Raw genomic sequence first — 26403 nt, forward strand, 5'->3', positions numbered from 1 at the left:
GAGAAGGAGAAGCACCATGGCTGGTGCCACCGTGAACGCCACTGACGCCGACTTCGAGGAGAAGGTCCTCCAGAGCGACAAGCCGGTGCTGGTCGACTTCTGGGCCGAGTGGTGCGGTCCCTGCCGCCAGGTCGCCCCGGCCCTGGAAGCCATCGCCGCCGAGCACGCCGAGAAGCTCACCGTCGTCAAGCTGAACATCGACGAGAACCCGGTGACGGCCGCCAAGTACGGCATCCTCTCCATCCCGACCATGAACGTCTACCAGGGCGGCGACGTCGTCAAGACGATCGTCGGCGCCAAGCCGAAGGCCGCCATCGAGCGGGACCTGAGCGACTTCATCGGCTGAACCGCGCCCCTTGGTCCGGCCGCCTTGGTCCGGGCACGGAAATGACGGAGGCCGGTGGCGTTTCACGTGAAACGCCACCGGCCTCCGTCATTCCTGCGTCTCAGGAGCGCCGCAGAGCGGGGATGGGCTTGGGGCCGCCGAGCAGCCGGTCGAGCGCCAGCTCCATATCGGTCCGCCACGACACGGCCCGGCGCAGTTCGAGCCGGAGGCGGGGATACACCGGATGCGGGCGGGTGACCTCGAAACCGACCGCCCGCAGATGGTCGGCGGGCAGCAGGCACCTCGGCTGCGGCGAGCGCGCGTCGCCGAACGCCTCGATCGCCCGGACCCCACGGCCGATCAGATCCTTCGCCATGGCCTGCATCATGGTCCGGCCCAGCCCCTGCCGCTGGAACTCCGGGGCGATCCAGCCCGTCATCAACTGCACGGCATCGGCCGCGACGGGGCTCGTGGGGAAGGCGTCGGAACGCGGCACATAGGCGGGCGGCGCGTAGAGAACGAACCCCACGGGGCTGCCGTCCACATAGGCCACCCGCCCGCAGGTGCCCCACTCCGAGAGCAGCGACGAGATCCAGGATTCCTTCTCCGAGGCCGACTCACCGTCCCGCTCCGCTCTCTCCCCGCTGACCGGATCCAGTTCCCAGAAGACGCAGGCACGGCAGCGGGACGGCAGATCCGAGAGGTTGCCCAGCGTGAGCGGAACAAGCCGACGCCCCATGGAACCCATCGTATCCATGGGGCGTCGGCCACGACCGGGCACTTCAGTCGCTCTCGTCCTCGTCGGTCTCCCGTTCCGGCCGGTGCTGATCGAGCACCGGACCCTCACCAGGCGCCAACTGGCCGAGGATGCGCTCCAGATCCTCTATCGAGGCGAACTCGACGACGATCTTTCCCTTCTTCTGCCCCAGATCGACCTTCACCCGGGTCTCGAACCGGTCGGAGAGCCGGTGGGCGAGATTGTCCAGGGCCGGTGAGATCCGCCGCCCCGCCCGTGGCCCCCGGCCCCGTGCGACGTTCGTCCTCGGGTCCGAGCCCTGGAGGGTGACGATCTCCTCGACCGCCCTCACCGAAAGCCCCTCGGCCACGATCCGGGTCGCCAGCCGGTCCTGCTCCGCCGGATCGTCCACCGAGAGCAGTGCCCGCGCGTGCCCCGCCGACAGGACGCCCGCGGCCACCCGGCGCTGGACCGCCGGCGACAGCCGGAGCAGGCGGAGCGTGTTCGACACCTGGGGCCGGGAGCGGCCGATGCGCTCGGCCAGCTCGTCGTGGGTGCACTTGAAGTCCCGCAGCAACTGGTCGTAGGCGGCGGCCTCCTCCAGCGGGTTCAACTGCGCCCGGTGCAGGTTCTCCAGGAGCGCGTCGAGGAGCATCTTGTCGTCGTCGGTGGCCCGGACAATCGCCGGAATGGCGTCGAGCCCGGCCTCCCGGCACGCCCGCCAGCGCCGCTCGCCCATGATCAGCTCGTAGCGGTCCTGGCTCAACTGCCGCACCACGACCGGCTGGAGCAGGCCGACCTCTCTGATGGAGGTCACCAGCTCCGCCAGCGCGTCCTCGTCGAAGACCTCGCGCGGCTGCCTCGGGTTGGGGGTGATGGCGTCCAGGGGCAGCTCCGCGAAGTGCGCCCCGGCGACCTCGCCCCCTGCCCCGGCCGGGGCGCCGGCGGGCTCCGGCGTTTCACGTGAAACGCCGTTCGCCGCGCCGTTCGCCGCGCCGTTCTCCGCGCCGTTCTCCGCCGAGGGCGGGGCCGTGGGGATCAGGACGGCTCGGTCGGGTGCCAGCACCGGCACCGCCGCGGGCGATACGGCACCCGGATCGATCGCGGAGACCGCGTGCTCGTCCAGCCCTGTCGGTGCGGGCGGGATCAGCGCACCGAGCCCTCGGCCGAGTCCTCTCCGTCGTTCGGTCACGACGCCCCCTTCAGCGGGTTGTGCTGTCCTTGCCGTGTCGCGTCCTGCTTGGCACCACGCAACGCGATCTCCCGCGCCGCTTCCAGGTAGGAGAGAGATCCGCTGGAGCCCGGGTCATAGGTGAGGACCGTCTGCCCGTAGCTGGGCGCCTCCGAAATCCGCACCGAGCGAGGGATGTTGGTCCGCAGCACCTCTTCGCCGAAGTGGCTCCTGACCTCGTCCGCCACCTGCGAGGCGAGACGGGTCCTGCCGTCGTACATCGTCAGCAGGATGGTCGAGACATGGAGCTGGGGGTTGAGGTGACCCCGCACCAGCTCCACATTCCGCAGGAGCTGGCCCAGACCCTCCAGCGCGTAGTACTCGCACTGGATGGGGATGACCACCTCGGCACCGGCGACCATCGCATTCACGGTGAGGAGCCCGAGGGAGGGCGGGCAGTCGATGAAGATGTAGTCCAGCGGCTGCTCGTAGGAGCTGATGGCCCGCAGCAGCCGGCTCTCCCGGGCCACGACCGACACCAGCTCGATCTCCGCGCCGGCCAGGTCGATCGTCGCCGGGGCGCAGAAAAGCCCCTCGACATCGCGGACCGGCTGGACCACCTCGGCGAGGGGCTTGCTCTCCACCAACACGTCGTAGATGGAGGGCACATCGGCGTGATGGTCGATCCCCAGGGCAGTCGAGGCGTTGCCCTGCGGGTCCAGGTCGATCACCAGCACCCGCGCCCCGTGCAGGGCCAGCGACGCGGCCAGATTGACCGTGGTGGTGGTCTTCCCGACGCCGCCCTTCTGGTTGGCGACGATCATGATCCGGGTCTGCTCCGGCCGGGGAAGGCTCCCGCCCGACCGGTACATGGCCTCGACCGCCTGCTGGGCCGCCCGACCGGGTGACTCCCCCACGGGCGGCGGGGCGACGGGAGCGATGTCGACCGCACCCCCCGGAGCGTCCGTTGGCTCGGACCGAGGGCCGGGGACCGGATCGGCCGTCGACCCGGCGATGTTGGCTTCGGACCGCAATGGTTCACTCTCCTCGACACGTGCAGCCTTGGTGGATTCAAAGACTGCCATGTCCTGGGGGTCGCGAACCAGCGAAGGCCAGGTACTTGTGGATGAGGGGTCGTCTGTGGATACCGGCGCCCCCCCTTTGGGTGTTCTACGGGAAGGTTTCCGGTCGCGCGGCTCTGCGGCGGCGCGCCCACGGCTGATGATTCCCTGAAGCAGCGAGCGGCGTTTCACGTGAAACACGATGCCCACGGGCCCGGCGCACGGCCGGGACGACACTCCGCATCAGGGATATATTCGGCTCTATTGCCGTCGCAATCGGACGAATCCCCGCGTCCCACACGGATGTCACGGCGTGGGAGGCAGGGATTCGTCCGAAGGAAAGGTCCGTCAGTGGGAGCGGCGGGCGCCGCGCCGGGCCGCCTTGGCCCGCTTGGCCGCGAACCGGACACCGCCGGGGCTCTCCCCGACCTCCACCCGCACCAGCGTGGACGGGGGATCCACCAGCCCGGCCCCCACCTGGAGCACCGAACTCCTCACGACGCCGAGCTTGCCCAGCGCACCGCGGGCGTTCTTCAGCTCCTCCGCGGCGGTGTCCCCCTTGATGGCCAGCATCTCCCCGTACGGCCGCAGCAGTGGCACTCCCCAGCCGGCCAGCCGGTCCAGGGGAGCGACCGCGCGCGCGGTCACCACATGCACCGGAGTCAGGGTGCTCAGCACCTCTTCGGCCCGGCCGCGCACCACGGTCACCTGATCCAGCCCCAGAAGCTCCACGACCTCCTGGAGGAAATTGGTGCGGCGCAGCAGCGGCTCCAGCAGCGTGATCCGCAGGTCCGGCCGGACCAGGGCCAGCGGAATCCCCGGCAGCCCGGCTCCGGAGCCCACGTCGCACACGGTCACGTCCTCCGGCACGGCCTCGGAGAGGACAGCGCAGTTCAGCAGGTGCCGCTCCCACAGGCGCGGCACCTCACGCGGCCCGATGAGCCCGCGCCGCACCCCGGTCTCCGCGAGGAGTTCCGCGTACCGGACGGCGTCGGACAGCCGGTCCCCGAAGATCTCCAGTGCCGCCGGGGGTGGCTCGGGCAGCCCGGGCTCGGCCGGGCCCGCCGACGCCGCGCTCACGGCAGGACGACGACGCAGCGCTGCGGCTCCTCGCCCTCCGACTCGCTGCGGAGACCGGCGGCGGCCACCGCGTCGTGCACGACCTTGCGCTCGAACGGCGTCATCGGCTTGAGCTTCACCGGCTCGCCCGACGCCTTCACCTCCTGCGCGGTCTGCGCGCCCAGGGCGGTGAGCTTCTCGCGCTTCCGGGCCCGGTGCCCGGCGATGTCCAGCATCAGCCGGCTGCGCTCGCCCGTCTCCCGGTGCACGGCCAGACGGGTCAGCTCCTGAAGCGCCTCCAGGACCTCCCCGTCCCGGCCGACCAGCTTCTGGAGGTCGCGCGAGGGGCCGTCGGCGACGATCGACACCGCCGCCCGATCGCCCTCCACATCCATGTCGATATCGCCGTCGAGGTCCGCGATGTCGAGGAGCCCCTCAAGGTAGTCGGCCGCGATGTCGCCCTCCTGCTCCAGGCGGGTCAGGACATCGGTGTCCTCGGTGGCGGCGGCGGGTGAGGTGGTGTCCGTCACGGGTGGGGCTCCTTCTGAAGCTCTCTCTACTTCTTGGTCTTCGCGGACGGCTTGCCGGGCTTCCCCGGCGGGGTCTTCTTGGCCGGCTGCTTCTTGGCCTGCTGCCCCTGGACCGGGCCGCCCTGGCGCTGCGACTTGGACTGCCGCTTCGGCTGCGTGCGGACGGAACGGGCGGCCTCGGCGGCCTTCGCGGCCTCCGTCTCGGCGGGCTCTTCCTTGAGCTTGCCCTTCTTCCGCAGCCGCTCCTGCCGCTGCTGGTAGGCGACGCTGCCCGGGGTGGGGTTGCGGTTGATCACGAAGAGCTGCTGGCCCATCGACCACACGTTGGTGGTCAGCCAGTAGATCAGCACGCCGACCGGGAAGTTGATGCCGAAGATCGCGAACATCAGCGGGAAGACGTACATCAGCATCTTCTGCTGGTTCATGAACGGCGTCTTGACCGACAGGTCGACGTTCTTCGTCATGAGCTGGCGCTGGGTGAAGAACTGCGACGCCGACATCAGCACGATCATGATGATCGTGACCGTCCGGACCTCGGTCAGCGTGGCGCCCAGCTGCGCGACCTTCTCCGCGCCGTCCATGAACCGGGTGGCGATGGGCGCCCCGAAGATCGTCGCCTGCCGGGCGCTGATCACCTGGTCCTGGGTGAGGACACCGACCTTCTCGTCGTTGGCGATGTGGCTCAGCACCTGGAACAGGGCGAGGAAGAACGGCGACTGGGCGAGGATCGGGAGGCAGCTCGAGAGCGGGTTGGTGCCCGTCTCCCGGTACAGCTTCATCATTTCCTCGGACTGACGCTGCCGGTCGTTCTTGTACCGCTCCTGGATCTTCTTCATCCGCGGTTGCAGCGCCTGGAGGTTCCGCGTCGCCTTGATCTGCTTCACGAAGAGCGGGATCAGCGCGATCCGGATCACGATCACGAGGGAGACGATCGACAGACCCCAGGCCCAGCCGCTGTCCTCGGCGAAGACGAGGCTGTAGAAGCGGTGGAACAGGACGATGATCTGGGTGACTACCCAGTAAAGGGGACTGAGGATCGAGTTGATCGTGTCCACGGATCAGGCTCCTTGGGCATTGTTGGGGGCACCCCCGGGCGAGGCGTGGGACAGGACGCGGGGCCGCAGACGGTCGCGCAGCCGCCGGTGCCACACCGGGCGCTTCCGGGCGGGGACGTGATCGACCCCGCCGGGCGACCAGGGGTTGCAGCGCAGGATGCGCCAGGCCGTGAGCGCGGTCCCCTTGACGGCACCGTGCCGGTGGACGGCGGTGTACCCGTAGTGGGAGCACGACGGGTAATAGCGGCAGACCGGGCCGAGCAGCGGACTGATCGTCCACTGATACAGCTTGATCAGCAGCAGCAGTGGGTACTTCATCTCCGTACCCCTCCCAGCAACCGCTCCAGCGCGGTGTCGAGCTCCCGGGCGAGCTGAGCGTAGGCGGCGTCGCCCGCACCCGGCAGGGCCCGCACGACCACCAGGCTACCGGCGGGCAGCCCGGCCAGCCGGTCCCGCATCAGGTGCCGCAGGCGCCGCTGGACGCGATTGCGGACCACCGCGTTGCCCACGGCTTTGCTCACGACGAAACCCGCACGCGGCGGAGAGACAGGCTCTCCCACCGGGTGCGGGTCCGTACCATCGCTCAGATGGACGACGAGGTGCGGGCGTCCGGCCCTGCGCCCTCGGCGCATCGCGGTCGCGAAGTCCTCGCGCCGCCTCAGCCGGTTCTCGGAGGGCAGCACCGCATGGACCTGGTCGACGCGATCAGGCCGACAGGCGGGCGCGGCCCTTGCTGCGACGGGTGGCGATGATGGCGCGGCCGGCCCGCGTCCGCATCCGCAGCCGGAAGCCGTGGGTCTTGGCCCGGCGCCGGTTGTTCGGCTGGAAAGTGCGCTTGCTCACTCGGGGGCTCCAGAGATCTTCAGTGCCCGGCACCGAACGTGTACCGGGCAGGGTGTGGACCGCCGACGGCTGCCACCGTTCGCCCACGAGGAGCCTGTAGCGCCCGAAGGCAGGCGGCAGCAGCCGTCGAAGACTCGACCTCGCCACGGTACGCGCGAGCCCTCCCACGGGTCAAACTCGCGGGGCACCCCTTTGTACACACCCTGTGGACAATGACTTGATGTGCGTACGCCGCGCTGACTACCGTTGCTGAACTCGGGATCCTTTCCCTACCGATCCGCCCTCACACACCCGGGCGAACGCAGGCGCCAGCACCATCCTCCCCGCAGGCGGGAGGCCCCCCAGACGAGTGAGAGAGCGTGTTTCGTGGCTGACCTTCCCGCAGACCTCTCCGCGGTCTGGCCACGTGCTCTGACCTCCATGCTCGCCGACGGCCAGCGTCTGGAGGCGAAGGACCACCGCTGGCTGGAGGACTGCCAGCCGCTCGCGCTGGTCTCCGGAACGGCCCTGCTCGGCGTCTCGAACGAGTACGCGAAGAGCGTGCTGGAGGGGCGGCTCGCCCCCCTGATCAGCGACACGCTCAGCCGCGAGTGCGGCCAGCCCGTCCGGCTGGCGATCACCGTCACCGCACCGCCGCCCGACCCCCAGGACCAGCACGCCCAGAACCGGCACGCCCAGCACCCGCACCCACAGGACCAGCACCCGCAGGACCCGCACACCCGGGACCAGCACCCGCAGGACCGGCACGGGCAGCCTCACCTGCCGCAGCAGCGGCCCCGGCAGCGGGGCCGGGCGCCCGGAGCCGCGGACGCCGCCGCCCCCGCCGCGCCAGGTCGTACCGGCCCGGCCCGACCCCCCGGCGCGTGCCCCGCGTCGGTCGGTGCCGCCCGCTCCTCCGCGCTGTGGGGCGGTGCATGGCGGGCGCGTGTCGGCTAGGCTGGGTGTATGAACGCTGCGTGGTGACCCAGCACCTAATCTCGTCGGCAGCGTCAGAGGTGTATAGGAGACAGGGAGACAGCGTCGGGGCCCCCCGAGCCGACCGCGCGGCTGAACCCGAAGTACCTCTTCGACACCTTCGTCATCGGCGCGTCCAACCGCTTCGCGCACGCCGCCGCGGTGGCGGTCGCCGAGGCCCCGGCCAAGGCGTACAACCCGCTGTTCATCTACGGGGAGTCCGGCCTCGGCAAGACGCACCTGCTGCACGCGATCGGCCACTACGCCCGCAGCCTCTACCCCGGCACCCGGGTGCGGTACGTGAGCTCCGAGGAGTTCACCAACGAGTTCATCAACTCCATCCGGGACGGCAAGGCCGACGCCTTCCGCAAGCGCTACCGCGACATGGACATCCTGCTCGTCGACGACATCCAGTTCCTGGCGAGCAAGGAGTCGACGCAGGAGGAGTTCTTCCACACCTTCAACACCCTGCACAACGCCAACAAGCAGATCGTGCTCTCCTCCGACCGGCCCCCCAAGCAGCTCATCACGCTGGAGGACCGGCTGCGCAACCGCTTCGAGTGGGGGCTGATCACCGACGTCCAGCCGCCGGAGCTGGAGACCCGCATCGCGATCCTCCGCAAGAAGGCGGTGCAGGAGCAGCTCAACGCCCCGCCGGAGGTGCTGGAGTTCATCGCCTCGCGCATCTCGCGGAACATCCGTGAGCTGGAGGGCGCGCTCATCCGCGTCACGGCCTTCGCCAGCCTCAACCGGCAGCCGGTCGACCTCGGCCTGACCGAGATCGTGCTCAAGGACCTCATCCCCGGCGGCGAGAACGCCACCCCGGACATCACCGCGGACGCCATCACCTCGGCCGTCGCCGACTACTTCGGCCTCACCGTCGAGGACCTCGCCGGCTCCTCGCGCAGCCGCATCCTGGTCACCGCCCGGCAGATCGCCATGTATCTGTGCAGGGAGCTCACCGACCTCTCGCTGCCCAAGATCGGCCAGCACTTCGGCGGCCGGGACCACACCACCGTCATGCACGCCGACCGGAAGATCCGCGCGCTGATGGCGGAGCGCCGCTCCATCTACAACCAGGTCACCGAGCTGACCAACCGCATCAAGAACGGCTGACCCACCCGCCGTTCCGGGCGCTCCCACACCTCCCCGGCCTCTCCCCGGCCTCTCTCCGGCCTCTCTGTGGCCCTTCTCCGGCCCTTCCTCGACCCTTCTCCGGCCCCTCTTCGACCGCGGCGCCCCCGGGACACCCCGGGGGCGCTGTTCGATTACCGGCAGGACACGGCCCGTTCTCCACAGATCTGCCAGGTTTCTCTCGTCCACACCCTGTGGGAACGGGAAGTTGTCCAGAACTCCTTCCACAGGTCACCGCCGGATCGGATGATCGCGCAGGTCACCTGCCTGTGGAAGTGTGGAAGACGCTCATCCACAGACTGTGGACACCGCCCGGGCCCCACCGCCGCCCCGGAGCGTTGTCCACTGCCCGCCCACAGGGAAAGGGCAGTTGTGCACAGTCAATCCACAGAGTTATCCACTGTTCGGCAACGCAACGCGCGGTCTCACCGGGTCGAGTGAAACAGGTCACACGGCGGCCCGCCGAAGCCTGTTGAGAACCCGTCCGGATCTGGGGACAGAGCTGTCGATAACTCGGGGCCGCCTGGGGACGAGCTGTGCACAACGGAGCGGCATCCACAGGCACCCCTGGTTCATCCACCGCCCCACCCACAGGGCCTGTGCACAAAAAACCGCCGCTGAGCTGGGAAGACGGGGTTATCCACCGTATCCACAGGGCCTACTACTACGACTACGGTTATAAGCCGCGAGACTCGTTTCGAAGTGGGGGCTGTGCACAACCGGGCCCTGGCTCGGTCTACCCAGCGCGAGTCGATTTGACTCGCCTGAGCACCTACTGTCAGTGCCGTGGGTCAGACTGGTGGCCCGTAAGACGCCAGCAGGGCGAGCGGCCAGCGACAGCGGGAGGCGGCTGAAGTGAAGATCCGGGTGGAACGCGATGTGCTCGCGGAGGCGGTGGCATGGGCCGCGCGCAGCCTGCCGGCCCGACCCCCGGTGCCGGTGCTCGCGGGCCTGCTGCTGAAGGCCGAGGATGGTTCGCTGAGCCTCTCCGGCTTCGACTACGAGGTGTCGGCGCGCGTCTCGGTCGAGGTGGACGTCGAGGAGGGCGGCACGGTCCTGGTGTCCGGCCGCCTGCTGGCCGACATCTGCCGCGCCCTGCCGAACCGGCCGGTGGAGATCTCCTCCGACGGCGTGCGGGTCACCGTGGTCTGCGGCTCCTCGCGGTTCACACTCCACACCCTGCCTGTGGAGGAGTACCCGGCGCTGCCCCAGATGCCGGTCGCGACGGGCACGGTCTCGGCCGAGGTGTTCGCCTCCGCCGTGGGCCAGGTGGCCATCGCCGCCGGCCGTGACGACACGCTGCCGGTGCTCACCGGCGTCCGGATCGAGATCGAGGGCGACCGCGTGACCCTGGCCTCCACCGACCGGTACCGGTTCGCGGTGCGGGAGTTCCTGTGGAAGCCGGAGGCGGCCGACGTCTCGGCGGTGGCCCTGGTCCCGGCCAAGACGCTGCTGGACACGGCGAAGTCGCTCAGCGGCGGCGACACGGTCTCGCTGGCGCTGGCGGGCGCGGGCGCCGGCGAGGGCCTGATCGGCTTCGAGGGCGCGGGGCGGCGCACGACGACCCGGCTGCTGGAGGGCGACCTCCCGAAGTACCGGACGCTGTTCCCGACCGAGTTCGCCTCGGTCGCGGTGCTGGAGACCGGGCCGTTCGTCGAGGCGGTCAAGCGCGTGGCGCTGGTGGCCGAGCGGAACACCCCCGTCAGGCTCAGCTTCGAGCAGGGCGTGCTGACCCTGGAGGCCGGGTCGAGCGACGACGCACAGGCTGTGGAAAGGGTGGACGCGCGGCTGGAGGGCGAGGACATCTCGATCGCCTTCAACCCGGCGTTCCTGCTGGAGGGCCTGAGCGCGATCGACTCGCCGGTGGCCCAGCTCTCGTTCACCACCTCCACCAAGCCGGCGCTGCTGAGCGGCCGGCCGGCGATCGACGCCGAGGCGGACGAGGCGTACAAGTACCTGATGATGCCGGTCCGGCTGTCCGGCTGAGGCGGCACCGGTCTCCGCGGGTGCGTATGGCGGTGCGGGCGTAGGCTCGGCTTCAGGTCATATCGCAGCGAAGGAGTCCCTGATGGAGCTCGGTCTCGTCGGCCTCGGCAAGATGGGCGGGAACATGCGGGAACGCATCCGCCAGGCCGGCCATACCGTTGTCGGGTTCGCGCCGCACACGGCGGGCGCGGACGTCGGCAGCCTCAAGGACATGGTGGACGCGCTCGCCGCCCCCCGCCTCGTCTGGCTGATGGTGCCGGCCGGCGCCGCGACCCAGTCGGTGATCGACGAGCTGAAGGGGCTGCTGTCCCCCGGTGACGTCGTCGTCGACGGGGGAAACTCGCGGTGGACGGACGACGCCCGCCACGCGGAGGAACTGGCGGCCGTGGGCGTCGGTTTCGTGGACTGCGGCGTCTCCGGCGGCGTATGGGGCCTGGAGAACGGCTACGCGCTGATGTACGGCGGCGAGCCGGAGCACGTGGCGCGGGCGCAGCCGGTGTTCGACGCGCTGAAGCCGGCGGGCGAGGCCGGCGCGGTGCACGCGGGCAAGGTCGGCGCGGGCCACTTCGCGAAGATGGTCCACAACGGCATCGAGTACGCGATGATGCAGGCTTTCGCCGAGGGCTGGGAGTTGCTGGAGTCGGCGGACGTGGTCACCGACGTCCGGGAGGTGTTCCGGTCCTGGCAGGAGGGCACGGTGATCAAGTCCTGGCTGCTGGACCTGGCGGTCCGCGCGCTGGAGCAGGACGAGCACCTGGACCAACTGCGGGGCTACGCGGCGGACTCGGGCGAGGGCCGCTGGACGGTGGAGGCCGCGATCGACCACGCGGTGCCGCTGCCGGCGATCACCGCTTCGCTGTTCGCGCGGTTCGCGTCCCGGCAGGAGGACTCGCCGCAGATGAAGATGGTCGCCGCCCTGCGGAACCAGTTCGGCGGGCACGCGGTCGAGGGCCCGAAGGGCACGTGACGATCCGTAGCGGCGGCGGTCGCGCACAACTCGGAGCACAAGCGGTGAACGCGCGAACCGGCGCGGGAACGGGGGAGGTCGGCCTTCGGTGCACGTGACGCATCTGTCGCTCGCCGACTTCCGTTCGTACGTCACCGCCGAGGTGGAACTCGGCCCCGGCGTCTCGTCGTTCATCGGGCCCAACGGCCAGGGGAAGACGAATCTGGTGGAGGCGGTGGGGTATCTGGCGACGCTGGGCAGCCACCGGGTCTCCTCGGACGCCCCACTGGTCCGCATGGGTGCCGATCGCGCGGTGATCAGGGCGGCGGTGGTCGAGGGGGAGCGCCGTCAGCTCGTGGAGATCGAGCTGAACCCGGGCCGCGCCAACCGCGCCCGGCTGAACCGCTCGACGCAGGTCCGCCCGCGCGATCTGCTGGGCGTGGTACGGACGGTGCTGTTCGCCCCGGAGGACCTTGAGCTGGTGAAGGGCGACCCCGGCGAGCGGCGGCGGTTCCTCGACGAGCTGGTCACGGCGCGGGTGCCGCGGCTGGCGGGCGTGCGGGCGGACTACGAACGGGTGCTGAAGCAGCGCAACTCGCTGCTGAAGTCGGTGGCGATGGCCCGGCGGCACGGCGGCCGGGGCGCGGATCTGTCGACGCTGGACGTGTGGGACCAGCATCTGGCGCGTTCCGGCGCGGAGTTGCTGGCGCAGCGGCTGGCGCTGGTGGCGGCGCTGCGCCCGCTGGCGGACAAGGCGTACGAGCGGGTGGCGCCGGGCGGCGGGCCGGTGGGCCTGGAGTACCGGGGCTCGGCGGCGGAGGCGGCCGGTGAGGACCCGGCCCTGCCGGCGGGCCCGGCGTCCCGGGAGGAGCTGGCCGCGCTGCTGCTGGCGGCGCTGGCCGAGGTGCGGCCCCGCGAGATCGAGCGCGGAGTGACGCTGGTGGGCCCGCACCGGGACGATCTGGTGTTGCGGCTGGGGCCGTTGCCGGCGAAGGGGTACGCGAGCCACGGGGAGTCGTGGTCGCTGGCGCTGGCGTTGCGGCTGGCGTCGTACGACCTGCTGAAGGAGGAGGGGCCTGAGCCGGTGCTGGTGCTGGACGACGTGTTCGCGGAGCTGGACGCGCGGCGCCGGGAGCGGCTGGCGGAGTCGGTGGCCGGCGGGGAACAGGTCCTGGTGACGGCGGCGGTGCCGGAGGACGTGCCCTCGGCGCTGACCGGGACGCGGTTCGCGGTGGCGGACGGAGGGGTCGAGCGTGAGTGAGGCGTTCCCCCAGCCGCCCGGACCCCAGCCGCCCGGATCTCAGCCGTCCGGACCGGAGCCGTCCGGGGTGGACCTGGCGCGGGTCGCGCTGCGGGCGGCGAAGGAGCAGGCGCGGGCGCGCGGCGCGATGGCGCAGCAGCGGCGGCAGGCGCGGTGGGGCGGCGGTCTGCGGTCGCGACGCCGCCGCCCGCGACGTGCCGGCTGAGGGTAGGTGCGCCGACAGCGTTTGTGTCAANACCGGATCGGCGGGATCCACGACTTCCTGAGTACCTTCACCGACCACATCCCGGACGGTGCGCCGGGCCAGTGGCCCGCGCACGTGGCCGGTCATCCGCCGGGCGCGACGCTGACGTTCGTCGTCCTCGACCGGATCGGGCTGGCGGGGGGCGGCTGGGCGACGGCGTTCTGCGTCACGGCCGCCGCCGGCGTGGCGGCGGCCGTGCTGATCACGGTGCGGGCGCTGGCCGGGGAGGAACGGGCGCGCCGCGCCGCGCCGTTCATGGTGGTGGCGCCCGCCGCGGTGTGGCTGGGGGTGTCGGCGGACGCCTGGTTCACGGCGGTGGAGCGGCTGTCGGAGGAGCGCGGCTGGGAGATGCCGCTGGCGGTGGGCGGCGTGCTGGGCCGCTGGCCCGAGCTGGTCGGCCCGGAAGTGGCGCAGCACTGCGCGCCGACGGGGTACGACGAGGAGTCGCGGGTGCTGACCGTGCGCTGCGACTCGACGGCGTGGGCGACGCAGCTCCGGCTGCTGACGCCGCAGTTGCTGGGCCGGCTGAACGCGGATCTGGGCCGGGGCACGGTGCGGTCGATCAAGGTGGCGGGACCGGCCTCGCCGGTGCGGGGAGCGGGACCACTGCGCGCCCCGGGCAGCCGCGGCCCGGGCGATACGTACGGCTGACACCGCCCTTAGCACAGGTCGGCGGGCCCGGTGATGGTGATGCCGGTCACGTTCGCAGAGGTTGACAGGCGGAAGCGCTGAGCGCCCCTGTGAGCGGATCAGAGGCCCAGTCCGTATATAGGGAGTCACCGGATGCCAGTTCAGGGCGGCACATGCGGACTCAGACCCCGGCAAGCCGCCATTGTGCTTTGCGTTACCGGTAGACTGAAGTGACCCGCCCCGTTGCGGACACTGTCGAACGACACAGCCGCTCCCGTATGCCGGAGTTGGCTCGTGCTGTGCCAGAAAGGGCGCTTCGTGGCCGATTCCGGCGATGCCAACAAGAACACTCCCCGCCCCGCCGTGCCCGCGGACGGAGCCTCGTCGTACGACGCCAGCGCGATCACGGTGCTGGAAGGTCTCGACGCGGTCCGCAAGCGGCCGGGCATGTACATCGGCTCGACCGGTGAACGTGGCCTGCACCACCTCGTCTACGAGGTGGTGGACAACTCGGTGGACGAGGCGCTGGCGGGTCACGCGGACAGCATCGACGTGACGCTGCTCGCGGACGGCGGCGTCAGGGTCGTGGACAACGGCCGCGGTATCCCGGTGGGCGTGGTCCCGTCGGAGGGCAAGCCGGCGGTCGAGGTCGTGCTCACGGTGCTGCACGCGGGCGGCAAGTTCGGCGGCGGCGGGTACACGGTCTCCGGCGGTCTGCACGGCGTGGGCGTCTCGGTGGTCAACGCGCTGTCGCGGCGGCTGGCCGTCGAGGTCCGCTGCGACGGGTACCGGTGGACGCAGGACTACCGGCTGGGGGTGCCGACGGCGCCGCTGGCGCGGAACGAGGAGACCAGCGCGACCGGCACGACGGTCACGTTCTGGGCGGACGGCGACATCTTCGAGACAACGGACTACTCGTTCGAGACACTGTCGCGGCGTTTCCAGGAGATGGCGTTCCTGAACAAGGGGCTGACCATCTCGCTCACGGACGAGCGGGAGGCGGCGAAGCAGACGTCGGGCGCCGACACCGCGACGGCCGACGAGGACGACAAGCCGCGCACCGTGACGTACCACTACGAGGGCGGCATCTCGGACTTCGTGCGCCACCTCAACTCCCGCAAGGGCGAGCCGGTGCACGCCTCGGTGATCGAGATCGAGGGCGAGGACCCCGAGCGCAGGATCTCCGTGGAGATCGCGATGCAGTGGAACACCCAGTACACCGAGGGCGTCTACAGCTTCGCCAACACGATCCACACGCACGAGGGCGGCACCCACGAGGAGGGCTTCCGCACCGCGCTGACCTTCCTGGCGAACAAGTACGCGCGTGAGAAGAAGCTGCTGCGCGACAAGGACGACAACCTCACGGGCGAGGACATCCGCGAGGGTCTGACGGCGATCATCTCGATCAAGCTCAGCGAGCCGCAGTTCGAGGGCCAGACCAAGACCAAGCTCGGCAACACCGAGGCGAAGGCGTTCGTCCAGAAGATCGTCAACGAGCACTTCGCCGACTGGCTCGACCGGAACCCGACCGAGGGCGCCGACATCATCCGCAAGAGCATCCAGGCGGCCACGGCCCGCGTCGCCGCCCGCAAGGCGCGCGACCTGACCCGCCGCAAGGGGCTGCTGGAGACGGCGTCCCTGCCGGGCAAGCTCAGCGACTGCCAGTCCAACGACGCGACGAAGAGCGAGATCTTCATCGTCGAGGGCGACTCGGCCGGCGGCTCCGCCAAGTCCGGCCGCGACCCGCAGTACCAGGCGATTCTGCCCATCCGCGGCAAGATCCTCAACGTGGAGAAGGCCCGCATCGACAAGGTGCTCCAGAACACCGAGGTCCAGGCGCTGATCTCGGCCTTCGGCACGGGCATCCACGAGGACTTCGACATCTCCAGGCTCCGCTACCACAAGATCATCCTCATGGCCGACGCGGACGTCGACGGCCAGCACATCAACACGCTGCTGCTGACCCTGCTCTTCCGTTTCATGCGCCCCCTGGTCGAGGCCGGGCACGTCTTCCTCTCCCAGCCCCCGCTGTACAAGATCAAGTGGGGCCGCGACGAGTTCGAGTACGCGTACTCGGACCGCGAGCGCGACAGCCTGATCCGGCTCGGCCGCGAGCGCGGCAAGCGCATCAGGGAGGACTCGATCCAGCGCTTCAAGGGCCTGGGCGAGATGAACGCCGAGGAGCTGCGGGTGACCACCATGGACCGGGCGCACCGGGTGCTGCGCCAGGTCACGCTGGACGACGCCGCCGCCGCGGACGACCTGTTCTCGATCCTGATGGGCGAGGACGTCGAGGCCAGGCGGTCGTTCATCCAGCGGAACGCCAAGGACGTCCGCTTCCTGGACATCTAGGCAGCCCGGATCGTCCCGGCAGCCTGGACATCCCAGGCCCGGTCACCCCCCCAGCGGCTCGAAAGGAATCCGACGCAACTCATGGCCGACGACAACTCCACCACTCCGCCCGAGGACGGGGAGCCCCTGCTGAACTCGTCGGGCGCCCTGCGCATCGAGCCGGTGACGCTCGAGACGGAGATGCAGCGCTCCTATCTCGACTACGCGATGAGCGTCATCGTCTCCCGCGCGCTGCCGGACGTGCGCGACGGGCTCAAGCCGGTGCACCGGCGCGTGCTGTACGCCATGTACGACGGCGGGTACCGCCCGGAGCGCGGGTACTACAAGTGCGCCCGCGTCGTCGGCGACGTGATGGGGACGTACCACCCGCACGGCGACACCTCGATCTACGACGCCCTGGTCCGCCTGGCGCAGCCGTGGGCGATGCGCATGCCGCTGGTCGACTCCAACGGCAACTTCGGCTCGCCCGGCAACGACCCGGCCGCCGCGATGCGGTACACCGAGTGCCGGATGGCGCCGCTGGCCATGGAGATGCTCCGGGACATCGACGAGGAGACCGTCGACTTCCAGGACAACTACGACGGCCGCAACCAGGAGCCGACGGTCCTGCCGTCCCGCATCCCCAACCTGCTGATCAACGGCTCGGCCGGGATCGCGGTCGGCATGGCGACCAACATCCCGCCGCACAACCTGCGCGAGGTCGCGGCCGGCGCGCTGTGGTTCCTGGAGCACCCGGAGGCGGGCGCCGAGGAGCTGCTGGACGCGCTCGTCGAGCGGATCAAGGGCCCGGACTTCCCGACCGGCGCGCTGATCGTGGGCCGCGGCGGCATCGAGGAGGCGTACCGCACCGGCCGCGGCTCCATCACGATGCGCGCGGTGGTGGAGGTCGAGGAGATCCAGGGCCGCCAGTGCCTGGTGGTCACCGAGCTGCCGTACCAGGTCAACCCCGACAACCTCGCGCAGAAGATCGCCGAGCTGGTCAAGGACGGCCGGGTCAGCGGCATCGCGGACGTCCGCGACGAGACGTCGTCGCGGACCGGGCAGCGGCTGGTCATCGTCCTGAAGCGGGACGCGGTCGCCAAGGTCGTGCTGAACAACCTGTACAAGCACACCGACCTCCAGACCAACTTCGGCGCGAACATGCTGGCCCTGGTCGACGGGGTCCCGCGCACCTTGTCGCTGGACGCGTTCATCCGCAACTGGGTGGCGCACCAGATCGACGTCATCGTCCGCCGCACCCGGTACCGGCTGCGGAAGGCCGAGGAGCGCGCCCACATCCTGCGCGGCCTGCTCAAGGCGCTGGACGCGATCGACGAGGTCATCGCGCTGATCCGGCGCAGCGCGACGGTCGAGGTGGCGCGCGGCGGCCTGATGGAGCTGCTGACGATCGACGAGATCCAGGCCAACGCGATCCTGGAGATGCAGTTGCGCCGCCTCGCCGCGCTGGAGCGGCAGAAGATCGTCGCGGAGCACGACGAACTCCAGCAGAAGATCGACGAGTACACCGCCATCCTGGCCTCCCCGGAGCGGCAGCGCGCCATCATCGGCGAGGAGCTGACGGCGATCGTCGACAAGTTCGGCGAGGACCGGCGCACGGCGCTGATCCCCTTCGAGGGCGACATGTCCATCGAGGACCTGATCGCCGAGGAGGACATCGTCGTCACGATCACCCGTGGCGGCTATGTGAAGCGCACGAAGACCGACGACTACCGTGCCCAGAAGCGCGGCGGGAAGGGCGTGCGCGGCACGAAGCTGCGCGAGGACGACATCGTCGACCACTTCTTCGTCTCCACCACGCACCACTGGCTGCTGTTCTTCACCAACAAGGGCCGCGTCTACCGGGCCAAGGCGTACGAGCTGCCCGATGCCGGCCGCGAGGCGCGCGGGCAGCACGTGGCGAACCTGCTGGCGTTCCAGCCGGACGAGCGGATCGCGGAGATCCTGGCCATCCGGGACTACGAGGCGGCGCCGTACCTGGTGCTGGCCACGAAGTCGGGTCTGGTGAAGAAGACCGCGCTGAAGGATTACGACTCCCCGCGTTCGGGCGGCGTCATCGCCATCAACCTCCGCGAGATGGAGGACGGCCGCGACGACGAGCTGATCGGCGCCGAGCTGGTCTCGCCCGACGACGATCTGCTGCTCATCAGCAGGAAGGCGCAGTCGATCCGGTTCACGGCGACGGACGACGCGCTGCGGCCGATGGGCCGGGCCACGTCGGGTGTGAAGGGCATGAGCTTCCGCGAGGGCGACGAGCTGCTGTCGATGAACGTCGTCCGGGCCGGTACCTTCGTGTTCACCGCCACCGACGGCGGATACGCCAAGCGGACGCCGGTCGACGAGTACCGTGTCCAGGGACGCGGCGGCCTGGGCATCAAGGCGGCCAAGATCGTGGAGGACCGCGGCTCTCTGGTGGGCGCGCTGGTGGTCGAGGACACTGATGAGATCCTCGCCATCACGCTCGGCGGCGGGGTCATCCGGACCCGCGTCAACGAAGTCAGGGAGACCGGCCGTGACACCATGGGCGTCCAGTTGATCAACTTGGGGAAGCGGGACGCCGTGGTCGGCATCGCCCGCAACGCCGAGGCCGGCCGCGAGGCCGAGGAAGTCACCGAGGAAGGCGCCGGGGACGGCGAGGCTCCCGACGCCGAAGCCGGGGCCGCGGAAGGGGCCGGGTCGGTCCCGGTCGATGAGGAGTAAGGCGTGAGCGGAACCAGGGGCGCCCCTCCGGGCGGCGGTACGGCGAACGACGGGCAGCCCCTGGCGCCGGTCCCGGCGGCCCGGGGGGCGTCCGTCCCCGGGGCCAAGTCCCAGCAGCGACGACTCGTGGGGGGGCCACGATGAGCAGTGCACGACCCGCGGACTCCTACGCGCGGGGCCAGGGGGACCCGTCGGCGCGGGACTCGCAGCACTACCACCCCCCGCAGGCGTACCCGGCGCCGCCCGGGGGCTCCCCGGGCGTGGGGCAGCAGCAGGCGCAGCAGGCCGTGCGCCGCCCCCGCACCGACGCCCGCACGGTGCCGCGCACCCGGCAGGCGCGGCTGCGGGTGGCGAAGGCCGACCCGTGGTCGGTGATGAAGGTCAGCTTCCTGCTGTCGATCGCCCTCGGCGTCTGTACGGTCGTCGCCGTCGCCGTCCTGTGGATGGTGATGGACTCGATGGGCGTCTTCTCCACGATCGGCGAGACGATCAGCGAGGCCACCGAGACGGACACCGACAGCGGGTTCGACCTCCAGGGGTTCCTGTCGCTGCCCAGGGTCCTGATCTTCACCACGGTGATCGCGATCATCGACGTGGTGCTGGCGACGGCCCTGGCGACGCTGGGGGCCTTCATGTACAACCTGTCGGCCGGCTTCGTCGGGGGCGTCGAGGTGACGCTGGCGGAGGACGAGTAGGGCCGGTCCCGCCGCCCGCTCACCGATTTTGGTGGCGGGGTGTTGATGCGCTAGCCTTTCCGTGCACGCGGGGCTATAGCTCAGATGGTTAGAGCGCATCCCTGATAAGGATGAGGCCACAGGTTCAAGTCCTGTTAGCCCCACGCTCGCGGCTCGGTCCGGCTGAAGATCCTTCGGTCGGACCGAGCTGTTTGTGTCGGAGTCGTGTGCCGCGGCCGTTGGGTATCATCGGGCGCCAGATGGCCTGATCATGGCGCGACCATCACGTTCCGAGGGCGTTTCAGCACGTCACGGCATGCCGAAGTACGTTGACGCACGTAGATGCACGTTGAAGAAGGACGAGGAACCACGGTGAAGAAGCTCCTGCTGCTCTCCCTGGTCGCGGTCGGCGGCCTGTTCGTTTACCAGCAGCTCGTGTCGAACAAGGCCGAGCAGGACCTGTGGACGGAGGCGACCGACTCCGTTCCCGGTGGTCCCGCCGGGAGCTGACGCGGCGAATCCTCCGCGATGCGACGCGGGGCCGTCACCTTGTGACGCCCCGCCCTTTTTGTATACGTCTGTAGGTGTGCGTCTGCGAACACGAGCGGTGCACGACGCCGTCGTCGTGCACCGCGGCGCCGCGCCGGTCAGCCCTGGTGGTTCTCGTAGTGCTCGACGGCCTCGCGGGTCCGGGCGACGCCGTAGACGCGGAGGAACTCGGCCAGTTCGGGGTGGCTGTCGGACAGCAGCCGCGACGCGCTCTGGATCTCGGTGGCGTCCGAGACCGAACGCAGCAGCGCCTGGATCTCGCGGACCACACGCTTGGTGGGGTTGGCCGGGACGCCGATCGAACCGGACCTGGTCGCGGTGGAGTTCGGGCTCAGCACATTGCCCCCGGATGTGCGGCGGATCTCGTCCATGGCGGCGGTCGCCTCCGCCGCGCTGATCCGGCCGGCCCTGACCTCGGCGGCGAGATCCTGGAGGGAACGCACCCGCTGGACGACGGCCGGGTTGCCGATCTTGGCCCGCTGACCGCTCATGAGCTGCGACAACATCGGCGCCGACAGGCCCAGGACGACCGCGAGCCGGGCCTGGTTGAGCCCCAGATCGGCGATGAGGCGGCGGAAGAGCGTCCCCAGAGGCTCTCCGTACCAGGTCGTCTGCTGCTCTCTCGCCTTTTCCGTGGACTCCTGTTGTGCTGCGTCCATCGTCTCTCCCCTGTTCTCCCCTGATCGCTTCACGTGAGCGAAGTTGCGCGTCATCCTACGGAGGGAGCGGTGCCCGGGGCGATACCCGGTCGGAATCCGGCGACAAGATTGGGTAACCTTGGACGTGGCCCTGCTCAGGGGCTGCGGGGCCTTAGCTCAGTTGGTAGAGCGCCGTCTTTGCATGGCGGATGTCAGGAGTTCGACTCTCCTAGGCTCCACCCGTCGCGGGATCAGTCCGCCGTCACTCCGTCTCCCGGAGTTCCTCGGGAGGCGTCCGCATCTCGTCCACATCCTCGGTGCGGACCAACTCGCCCCAGACCACGTAGCGGTGGCGCGAGGTGTAGAGCGGGGTGCAGGTCGTCAGCGTGATGTAGCGGCCGGCCTCGGTGGCGCCGGACTCCTCGGGGATGGGCGCGAGGACCTCGGTGTTGTACTTCGAGGTCTCCGGGAGGATCGCCGAAGTCCGGTAGACGTACCAGGTGTTCTCGGTCTCGAAGACGATCGGGTCGCCCACGTCGATCTTGTCGATGTCGTGGAACTTGGCGCCGTGGCCGTCCCGGTGGGCGGCCAGCGAGAAGTTGCCCTCCTCGTCCCACGGCATCGCCGACGCGACCGGGTCCTCGTAGTACCCGGCGACGCCGCCGTTGAGCACGTCGAGGCCGGTGCCGGGCTTCACCAGGATGTCGTCGCCGGTCATCGCCGGTACGTGCAGGAAGCCGATGCCGTCCTGGGGGTCGTACGCGGGCGGCGGCGTGGTGTCGTCGCCGTCGTCGTCGGGGGCCGCCTCCCAGTGCTCGCGAACGGCGCTGCTGTCCCGTTTCGCCTCCTGGTTGGCCACGACGTTGGTCCACCACAGCGAGTAGGCGACGAAGAGGCCGAGCACGACGCCGCCGGTGATGAGGAGTTCGCCGAAGACGCTGACGGCGGTCGCCATCCGGCGGCGCCACGGGCTCGGGCGGCGGCGCGAGGGGGCGGTCCGGGTCTTCCCGGCCGACTCCTCCGCCGGGGTCTCCGCTTCAGTTGACGAGGGCATCCGGCTTCCCTTCGCTCCGCGGGCGTTCCTCAGTCATCTGACCCCACACGATCATGCGGTAGGTGGAGGTGAACTCCGGCGTGCAGGTGGTGAGGGTGATGTAGCGGCCTGGTTCGGTGAACCCGCCCTGGTCCGGGACGGGATCGAGGACGGCGATGTTGGACGGCGAGGTCGAGTCGAGCCGGCTGGTCATCTCGTAGGTGTAGTAGGTGTCCCGGGTCTCCACGACGATCGGGTCGCCCGGCTCCAGACGGTTGATGTAACGGAACGGCTCGCCATGGGTGTTGCGGTGGCCGGCCAGGCCGAAGTTGCCCTCCTCGTCCCACGGCATGGCCGTGGGGAGGCGGTCCTCCTCCGTGTAGTGCCCGACCATGCCGTTGTCGAGGACCTCCGCGGGATCGACGGACTCCGCGATGGGGACGCGGACGTCGAGGGTGGGGAGGTAGAGGATCGCGAAGCCCTCGCCGGGCGTGAACGCGCCCGGGTCGCGGTCGTCCTCCCCCGGCTCGGCGTTCTCCCACTGCTCCTGGAGGCTGTCGGCCTCGTTGTTCGCGTGTGCCCTGGCCTCGACGTTGGTCCACCAGAGCTGGTAGACGACGAAGAGGAGCAGCAGCACGCCGGTGGTGATGAACAGCTCGCCGATCACGTTGCTGATCGCGGTGCCGGTCTGCTTGGCGGCCTTGGCCGCCGCCTTCGCCGCCTTGCGCCGGGCGGCGCGGCCACCGGTCAGCGGCGGCTCCTCGGCGGGCGCCGCCGGTGCCGCCGCGCCGGCCTTGCGGCGCGCGGCGCGACCGCCACCCGGCCCGGTGGGCCCGGTGGACCCGGCGGATGTCGAGGGTGGCGCGGACGCGGCCCTGCGCCGCGCGGCACGGCCGCCGTCGGGCGGAACGGAGGCCGCCGTTCCACCCGGGGCCCTGGCGGCCCTGCGGCGGGCCGCCCGACCGCCCTCGGGGCCGCTCTCGCCGTCGATCGAGGGCAGCGCGGCCGTCCGCTCCGCCGCGCTCTCCCGAGGGCCCTGGGCGGCCCTCCGGCGGGCGGCACGGCCGCCGTCGGGCGGAGCGGAGGCTCCGGTTCCGCCGGGGGCCTGGGCGGCCCTGCGGCGGGCCGCTCGCCCGCCGTCCGCGGGGGCGGGGAACCGGTCCGGGCGGCGCAGACCGATCGTCTCCGGGTCGGCGGGCGCCGGGGGGCCGGGAAGCGGATCCGTCAACGGGTCCTGGAGTCCTTCGACCGCCGCTCGGTAGGCGTCGTCGTCCGACCCCCATCCCGTGGTCACGCCGGGCGCCCCACGACGGGGGCGAGTCCGTGCGAACGGCCGACCGCGCCCGCGTCGCCGCAGACCGTCAGCCAGTTCGCCAGCATCCGGTGGCCGCCCCGGGTGAGCACCGACTCGGGGTGGAACTGCACGCCCTCCACCGGGAGTTCACGGTGGCGCAGACCCATGACGACGTCCCCGGCGCGGGCCGTCACCTCCAGCTCGGCGGGCAGGGTCGCCTCGTCGGCGGCCAGCGAGTGGTAGCGGGTCACGGTCAGCGGGGTGGGCAGCCCGTCGAAGACGCCCGTGCCGGTGTGGCGCACCTCCGAGGTCTTGCCGTGCAGCAGCTCGGGGGCCCGGCCGACGACGCCGCCGTAGGCCACCGCCATCGCCTGCATGCCGAGGCAGACGCCGAAGACGGGCGTGCGGGTGGCGGCGCAGTGGTGGACCATGGCGACGCTCACCCCGGCCTGCTCGGGGGTGCCGGGGCCGGGGGAGATCAGCACGCCGTCGAAGCCGCCCGCGCCCACCCGGTCGGGGGTGACCGCGTCGTTCCGCACGACCTCGCACTCCGCGCCGAGCTGGTAGAGGTACTGGACGAGGTTGTAGACGAAGCTGTCGTAGTTGTCGACGACCAGGATGCGCGCGGGGCTCACTGTCCGGTCTCCTGTCCCTCGTCCACGGTCACGTCGTTGAAGGGCAACAGCGGCTCGGCCCAGGGGAAGACATACTCGAACAGCAGGTAGACCGCGCCCAGGGCGAGCAGCAGTGAGATCAGCGCGCGCACCAGCACGTTGCCCGGCAGATGCCGCCAGATCCAGCCGTACATGGCTTCGCGTTCCCCTCCTCGGTACGTCCCGCGCGTGACGGCGCGTGGTCCAAGCGTACGACGAGGGGGACGGAGTGATGTGTGCTCATTCGGCGGGCCGTGCCTGGCGGAGCGCGATGCCCCCCTCGTAGCCGGGCAGTGTGGCCTCGGCGTGCTGCTCGACGCGCCAGCCGAGCCCGTACGCCTCGACGTACTGGCGATAGTCGCGGATCGCGGGGGAGGCGTCCAGGGCGGCGCGGAGACGGCCGGGGTCGCCGACGGCGGTGACCGTGTAGGGCGGGGAGTACAGCCGGCCCTGGAGGATCAGGGTGTTGCCGACGCAGCGCACCGCGCTGGTGGAGATCAGCCGCTGGTCCATGACGCGGACGCCCTCGGCGCCGCCGGCCCACAGGGCGTTGACGACGGCCTGGAGGTCCTGCTGGTGGATGACGAGGTCGTTGGGGGACGGCTCGGGGACGTCGGGGACGAGGGCGCCGGCGTCCGGCGGGGCGTCGGTGAGGGTCACGGTCAGGCCGGGGCCGGTGAGTTCGGTGAGGCCCGCGGCCTGTTCGAGCCCGGCGAGGCGGCGGCGTTCGTCGGCGGCGCCCGGGTCGTCGGTGCCGTCGGGGCCGGTGCTCCCGGCGAGGGCGTCCAGGTCGTCGCGGAGCGCGGCGTTGCCGGACTCCAGGGCCTCGATCTGCCGGGCGCGCTCCCGGACGAGGTCGGACATCTGGAGCAGGGAGTCGTCGGTGCGGATGTTGTTGCCCCGGGCCACGTGGAAGCTGAGCCAGAAGATCAGGCCCGCCAGCGCGAAGACGGCGACGCTGCCCAGCCGCCTGAGCCGCGGGCGCGGACGGGAGCCGATCACCGTGACCCTGCTCTCCTTAATCGGGCGGGGAACCACTACGCTAACGGACGATCCCACAGCTCCGCGCTGACCGGCGCGATCAGACAGCGCGATCGACAGGAGAGCCACTCGTGCCGAAGTCCCGGATCCGGAAGAAGAAGGCCGACACCTACGCGCCGCCCGAGAAGCGGACGCCCACGAAGATCGACATGGGCGGTGGTCGCCGCTGGGTGGCGCCGCTGATGCTGGCGCTGTTCGTGATCGGCCTGGCCTGGATCGTGGTGTTCTACATGACGCAGGGCGACCTCCCGGTGGAGTCCCTGGGGAACTGGAACATCGTGGTCGGCTTCGGCTTCATCGCGCTGGGGTTCGTGGTCTCCACGCAGTGGAAGTGACCGCCCCGGGCGGTACGGCGAGTTATCCACAGCTCGCCGGAACATCACAAGATCTGTGGATAACTGAGTGAACACGGGAACGCCCGTCCGAGCCGCGCGGGCCACCGTACCCCTGTTCGCCTGCGGAAACGCGGGTCGGCGCAGGTCAGAGGCGGCCTCGACGCCCCGCACCGGGATCGCCACCGCCTGTGGATGACTGTGGATAACTTTCCGCCCGAGGGCATGCGTCCCGGCCGGGCACCCATGCCCCCCGGCCGGGCCGGCCCGGTCAGGCCAGGAGCTGCGCGGTCCTGATCGCGCAGGCGACGACGAGGGCGGCGACCACCACCGCGCACGTCCCGGCCTGGACGAGGACCCGCCGCCGGCGCGGCGCGGCGACCATGCCGTAGGCGATCGCGGCTCCCGCGACCAGGCCGCCGATGTGGGCCTGCCACGCGATGTTCGACCAGGCGAAGGTGATCACCAGGTTGATCGCCAGCAGGATCGCGATCGGCTGCATGTCGGCCCGCATCCGGCGCATCAGCACGGCGGTGGCGCCGAAGAGCCCGAAGATCGCGCCCGAGGCGCCCAGCGAGAGCTGGAGCCGGTCGGCGAGCAGGTAGAACAGCGTGCTGCCGGCCAGCGCCGAGATCAGGTACACCGCGAGATAGCGGACGCGGCCCAGCGCGGTTTCCAGGGGCGGGCCGAGGAACCACAGACCCAGCATGTTGAACGCGATGTGCCAGAGCTGCTCGTGGAGGAAGGCCGCGGTCAGCAGCCGGTACCACTCGCCGTCCGCGACGCCGATCCGTTCGCCCGTGAAGGGATCGCCCGCGTACCCCAGCATGCCGAAGTCGGTGACGAGACGGTCGCCCGCGACCAGGACGGCCACGAAGACCGCGAGGTTGAGCCCGATGAGGATCTTGGTGACCAGCCGGGAGTCCTCGGCGACGGCGCCGCCGGCCAGCGTGCGGGGGCGGGCGGCGCGGGCCGCGGGAGCACCGCCCCGGACGCAGTCCGGGCACTGGTAGCCCACCGGCGCGGCGATCATGCAGGAGGGGCAGATGGGCCGGTCGCAGCGGGCGCACCGGATGCCGGTCTCCCGGTCGGGGTGCCGGTAGCAACGCGCCAGACCGTGCCGCGACCGCGGCGTACCGTGCTGCTCCGCCATGACGTCCCTTCCGCGGCCACCTCCGGCCCCCTGATCCTACGGACAGGGGGCC

26 protein-coding genes, 2 tRNA genes and 2 pseudogenes are annotated in these 26403 nt (G+C 70.7%); 14 read left to right on the forward strand and 16 right to left on the reverse strand.

Annotated elements, in window-relative coordinates:
• Positions 1-16 precede the first annotated feature (16 nt).
• Positions 17-346 carry a thioredoxin gene (gene trxA / locus BN2279_RS15830; RefSeq protein WP_059010095.1) on the forward strand — a complete coding sequence of 110 codons (330 nt, stop codon included), beginning with the start codon at positions 17-19 and terminating at the stop codon, positions 344-346.
• A gap of 100 nt (positions 347-446) precedes the next feature.
• On the opposite strand, the gene BN2279_RS15835 is transcribed toward trxA, so the two are convergent.
• From BN2279_RS15835 to rpmH, 9 genes are all read right to left on the reverse strand, one after another.
• Positions 447-1064, reverse strand: coding sequence for a GNAT family N-acetyltransferase (locus tag BN2279_RS15835; protein WP_059010097.1), 618 nt, complete (start codon positions 1062-1064; stop codon positions 447-449).
• A gap of 43 nt (positions 1065-1107) precedes the next feature.
• Positions 1108-2253: a ParB/RepB/Spo0J family partition protein gene (locus BN2279_RS15840; RefSeq protein ID WP_059010100.1), complete on the reverse strand. Its 1146-nt coding sequence runs from the start codon at positions 2251-2253 to the stop codon at positions 1108-1110.
• Positions 2250-3317: a ParA family protein gene (locus tag BN2279_RS15845; RefSeq protein ID WP_079032197.1), complete on the reverse strand. Its 1068-nt coding sequence runs from the start codon at positions 3315-3317 to the stop codon at positions 2250-2252. Before BN2279_RS15845 ends, BN2279_RS15840 begins: the two co-directional genes overlap by 4 nt.
• A gap of 324 nt (positions 3318-3641) precedes the next feature.
• Positions 3642-4337, reverse strand: coding sequence for a 16S rRNA (guanine(527)-N(7))-methyltransferase RsmG (gene rsmG, locus BN2279_RS15850; RefSeq protein ID WP_234347992.1), 696 nt, complete (start codon positions 4335-4337; stop codon positions 3642-3644).
• Between the two features lie 32 nt (positions 4338-4369).
• On the reverse strand, positions 4370-4882 hold the full coding sequence (locus BN2279_RS15855) for a Jag family protein (RefSeq protein WP_059010102.1): 513 nt from the start codon (positions 4880-4882) through the stop codon (positions 4370-4372).
• 26 nt (positions 4883-4908) lie between these two features.
• Positions 4909-5928 (reverse strand): membrane protein insertase YidC, encoded by a 1020-nt coding sequence (gene yidC, locus BN2279_RS15860; RefSeq protein ID WP_059010887.1) that lies wholly within the window; start codon positions 5926-5928, stop codon positions 4909-4911.
• A 12-nt stretch (positions 5929-5940) separates the two neighbouring features.
• On the reverse strand, positions 5941-6255 hold the full coding sequence (gene yidD / locus BN2279_RS15865) for a membrane protein insertion efficiency factor YidD (RefSeq protein ID WP_059010103.1): 315 nt from the start codon (positions 6253-6255) through the stop codon (positions 5941-5943).
• Positions 6252-6620 carry a ribonuclease P protein component gene (gene rnpA, locus BN2279_RS15870; protein ID WP_059010104.1) on the reverse strand — a complete coding sequence of 123 codons (369 nt, stop codon included), beginning with the start codon at positions 6618-6620 and terminating at the stop codon, positions 6252-6254. Before rnpA ends, yidD begins: the two co-directional genes overlap by 4 nt.
• Before the next feature lie 22 nt (positions 6621-6642).
• Positions 6643-6780 (reverse strand): 50S ribosomal protein L34, encoded by a 138-nt coding sequence (rpmH, locus tag BN2279_RS15875; protein ID WP_059010105.1) that lies wholly within the window; start codon positions 6778-6780, stop codon positions 6643-6645.
• A 366-nt stretch (positions 6781-7146) separates the two neighbouring features.
• On the opposite strand from rpmH, the pseudogene dnaA reads away from it, so the two are divergent.
• The 11 genes and pseudogenes from dnaA to BN2279_RS29940 all read left to right on the forward strand — a co-directional run bounded on the left by dnaA (position 7147) and on the right by BN2279_RS29940 (position 20168).
• Positions 7147-8850 (forward strand): annotated as a pseudogene (gene dnaA, locus BN2279_RS31505) (chromosomal replication initiator protein DnaA).
• An 873-nt stretch (positions 8851-9723) separates the two neighbouring features.
• Entirely contained in the window at positions 9724-10854 is a 1131-nt protein-coding gene (gene dnaN, locus BN2279_RS15885) for a DNA polymerase III subunit beta (protein WP_059010107.1), read from the forward strand.
• A gap of 82 nt (positions 10855-10936) precedes the next feature.
• Positions 10937-11821: a phosphogluconate dehydrogenase (NAD(+)-dependent, decarboxylating) gene (gene gnd, locus BN2279_RS15890; RefSeq protein WP_059010109.1), complete on the forward strand. Its 885-nt coding sequence runs from the start codon at positions 10937-10939 to the stop codon at positions 11819-11821.
• An 88-nt stretch (positions 11822-11909) separates the two neighbouring features.
• Positions 11910-13061 carry a DNA replication/repair protein RecF gene (recF, locus tag BN2279_RS15895; RefSeq protein WP_059010111.1) on the forward strand — a complete coding sequence of 384 codons (1152 nt, stop codon included), beginning with the start codon at positions 11910-11912 and terminating at the stop codon, positions 13059-13061.
• Complete coding sequence (locus BN2279_RS27785) at positions 13054-13266, forward strand: hypothetical protein (protein WP_407702254.1); 213 nt, start codon at positions 13054-13056, stop codon at positions 13264-13266. Before recF ends, BN2279_RS27785 begins: the two co-directional genes overlap by 8 nt.
• Before the next feature lie 101 nt (positions 13267-13367).
• Positions 13368-13956, forward strand: a pseudogene (locus BN2279_RS30665) (DUF721 domain-containing protein).
• Between the two features lie 273 nt (positions 13957-14229).
• A complete protein-coding gene (gene gyrB, locus BN2279_RS15905; RefSeq protein ID WP_059010113.1) occupies positions 14230-16287 on the forward strand; it encodes a DNA topoisomerase (ATP-hydrolyzing) subunit B in 2058 nt (685 codons plus the stop codon).
• Between the two features lie 81 nt (positions 16288-16368).
• Positions 16369-18984, forward strand: coding sequence for a DNA gyrase subunit A (gyrA, locus tag BN2279_RS15910; protein ID WP_059010115.1), 2616 nt, complete (start codon positions 16369-16371; stop codon positions 18982-18984).
• Between the two features lie 140 nt (positions 18985-19124).
• Entirely contained in the window at positions 19125-19679 is a 555-nt protein-coding gene (locus tag BN2279_RS15915) for a DUF3566 domain-containing protein (protein ID WP_059010117.1), read from the forward strand.
• A gap of 69 nt (positions 19680-19748) precedes the next feature.
• A tRNA-Ile gene (locus tag BN2279_RS15920) sits at positions 19749-19822 on the forward strand.
• A 208-nt stretch (positions 19823-20030) separates the two neighbouring features.
• Positions 20031-20168, forward strand: coding sequence for a DLW-39 family protein (locus tag BN2279_RS29940; protein WP_199827751.1), 138 nt, complete (start codon positions 20031-20033; stop codon positions 20166-20168).
• Positions 20169-20305: 137 nt separating this feature from the next.
• Here BN2279_RS29940 and BN2279_RS15925 read toward each other — a convergent pair whose 3' ends face one another.
• A complete protein-coding gene (locus BN2279_RS15925) occupies positions 20306-20866 on the reverse strand; it encodes a helix-turn-helix domain-containing protein (RefSeq protein WP_059010119.1) in 561 nt (186 codons plus the stop codon).
• 145 nt (positions 20867-21011) lie between these two features.
• Here BN2279_RS15925 and BN2279_RS15930 point away from each other — a divergent pair.
• Positions 21012-21084, forward strand: a tRNA-Ala gene (locus BN2279_RS15930).
• Between the two features lie 23 nt (positions 21085-21107).
• Here the strand turns inward: BN2279_RS15930 and BN2279_RS15935 are convergent.
• From BN2279_RS15935 to BN2279_RS15950, 5 genes are all read right to left on the reverse strand, one after another.
• On the reverse strand, positions 21108-21899 hold the full coding sequence (locus tag BN2279_RS15935; RefSeq protein ID WP_059010121.1) for a class E sortase: 792 nt from the start codon (positions 21897-21899) through the stop codon (positions 21108-21110).
• The gene (locus BN2279_RS15940; protein ID WP_234347896.1) at positions 21883-23172 is read right to left on the reverse strand and encodes a class E sortase; all 1290 of its coding nucleotides are present in this window, start codon (positions 23170-23172) and stop codon (positions 21883-21885) included. Before BN2279_RS15940 ends, BN2279_RS15935 begins: the two co-directional genes overlap by 17 nt.
• On the reverse strand, positions 23169-23807 hold the full coding sequence (locus BN2279_RS15945; protein ID WP_059010123.1) for an aminodeoxychorismate/anthranilate synthase component II: 639 nt from the start codon (positions 23805-23807) through the stop codon (positions 23169-23171). The genes BN2279_RS15940 and BN2279_RS15945 overlap by 4 nt, the downstream gene beginning before the upstream one ends.
• On the reverse strand, positions 23804-23980 hold the full coding sequence (locus BN2279_RS29945) for a hypothetical protein (protein WP_199827734.1): 177 nt from the start codon (positions 23978-23980) through the stop codon (positions 23804-23806). The genes BN2279_RS15945 and BN2279_RS29945 overlap by 4 nt, the downstream gene beginning before the upstream one ends.
• Positions 23981-24065: 85 nt before the next feature.
• Positions 24066-24827 carry a DUF881 domain-containing protein gene (locus tag BN2279_RS15950; RefSeq protein WP_059010124.1) on the reverse strand — a complete coding sequence of 254 codons (762 nt, stop codon included), beginning with the start codon at positions 24825-24827 and terminating at the stop codon, positions 24066-24068.
• Between the two features lie 110 nt (positions 24828-24937).
• On the opposite strand from BN2279_RS15950, the gene crgA reads away from it, so the two are divergent.
• Positions 24938-25201 carry a cell division protein CrgA gene (gene crgA, locus BN2279_RS15955; RefSeq protein ID WP_059010125.1) on the forward strand — a complete coding sequence of 88 codons (264 nt, stop codon included), beginning with the start codon at positions 24938-24940 and terminating at the stop codon, positions 25199-25201.
• Between the two features lie 268 nt (positions 25202-25469).
• On the opposite strand, the gene BN2279_RS15960 is transcribed toward crgA, so the two are convergent.
• Entirely contained in the window at positions 25470-26351 is an 882-nt protein-coding gene (locus BN2279_RS15960; RefSeq protein ID WP_059010126.1) for a rhomboid family intramembrane serine protease, read from the reverse strand.
• Positions 26352-26403 lie beyond the last annotated feature (52 nt).

It is taken from the genome of Streptomyces specialis (assembly GCF_001493375.1).
Lineage (GTDB): Bacteria > Actinomycetota > Actinomycetes > Streptomycetales > Streptomycetaceae > Streptomyces > Streptomyces specialis.

Coding starts and splice junctions, on each gene's coding strand:
- trxA (WP_059010095.1), top strand. CDS start 17: ATGGCTGGTGCCACCGTGAACGCCACTGACGCCGACTTCGAGGAGAAG.
- BN2279_RS15835 (WP_059010097.1), bottom strand. CDS start 1,064: ATGGGGCGTCGGCTTGTTCCGCTCACGCTGGGCAACCTCTCGGATCTG.
- BN2279_RS15845 (WP_079032197.1), bottom strand. CDS start 3,317: ATGGCAGTCTTTGAATCCACCAAGGCTGCACGTGTCGAGGAGAGTGAA.
- yidD (WP_059010103.1), bottom strand. CDS start 6,255: ATGAAGTACCCACTGCTGCTGCTGATCAAGCTGTATCAGTGGACGATC.
- gnd (WP_059010109.1), top strand. CDS start 10,937: ATGGAGCTCGGTCTCGTCGGCCTCGGCAAGATGGGCGGGAACATGCGG.
- gyrA (WP_059010115.1), top strand. CDS start 16,369: ATGGCCGACGACAACTCCACCACTCCGCCCGAGGACGGGGAGCCCCTG.
- BN2279_RS15915 (WP_059010117.1), top strand. CDS start 19,125: ATGAGCAGTGCACGACCCGCGGACTCCTACGCGCGGGGCCAGGGGGAC.
- BN2279_RS15925 (WP_059010119.1), bottom strand. CDS start 20,866: ATGGACGCAGCACAACAGGAGTCCACGGAAAAGGCGAGAGAGCAGCAG.
- BN2279_RS15935 (WP_059010121.1), bottom strand. CDS start 21,899: ATGCCCTCGTCAACTGAAGCGGAGACCCCGGCGGAGGAGTCGGCCGGG.
- BN2279_RS29945 (WP_199827734.1), bottom strand. CDS start 23,980: ATGTACGGCTGGATCTGGCGGCATCTGCCGGGCAACGTGCTGGTGCGC.
- BN2279_RS15960 (WP_059010126.1), bottom strand. CDS start 26,351: ATGGCGGAGCAGCACGGTACGCCGCGGTCGCGGCACGGTCTGGCGCGT.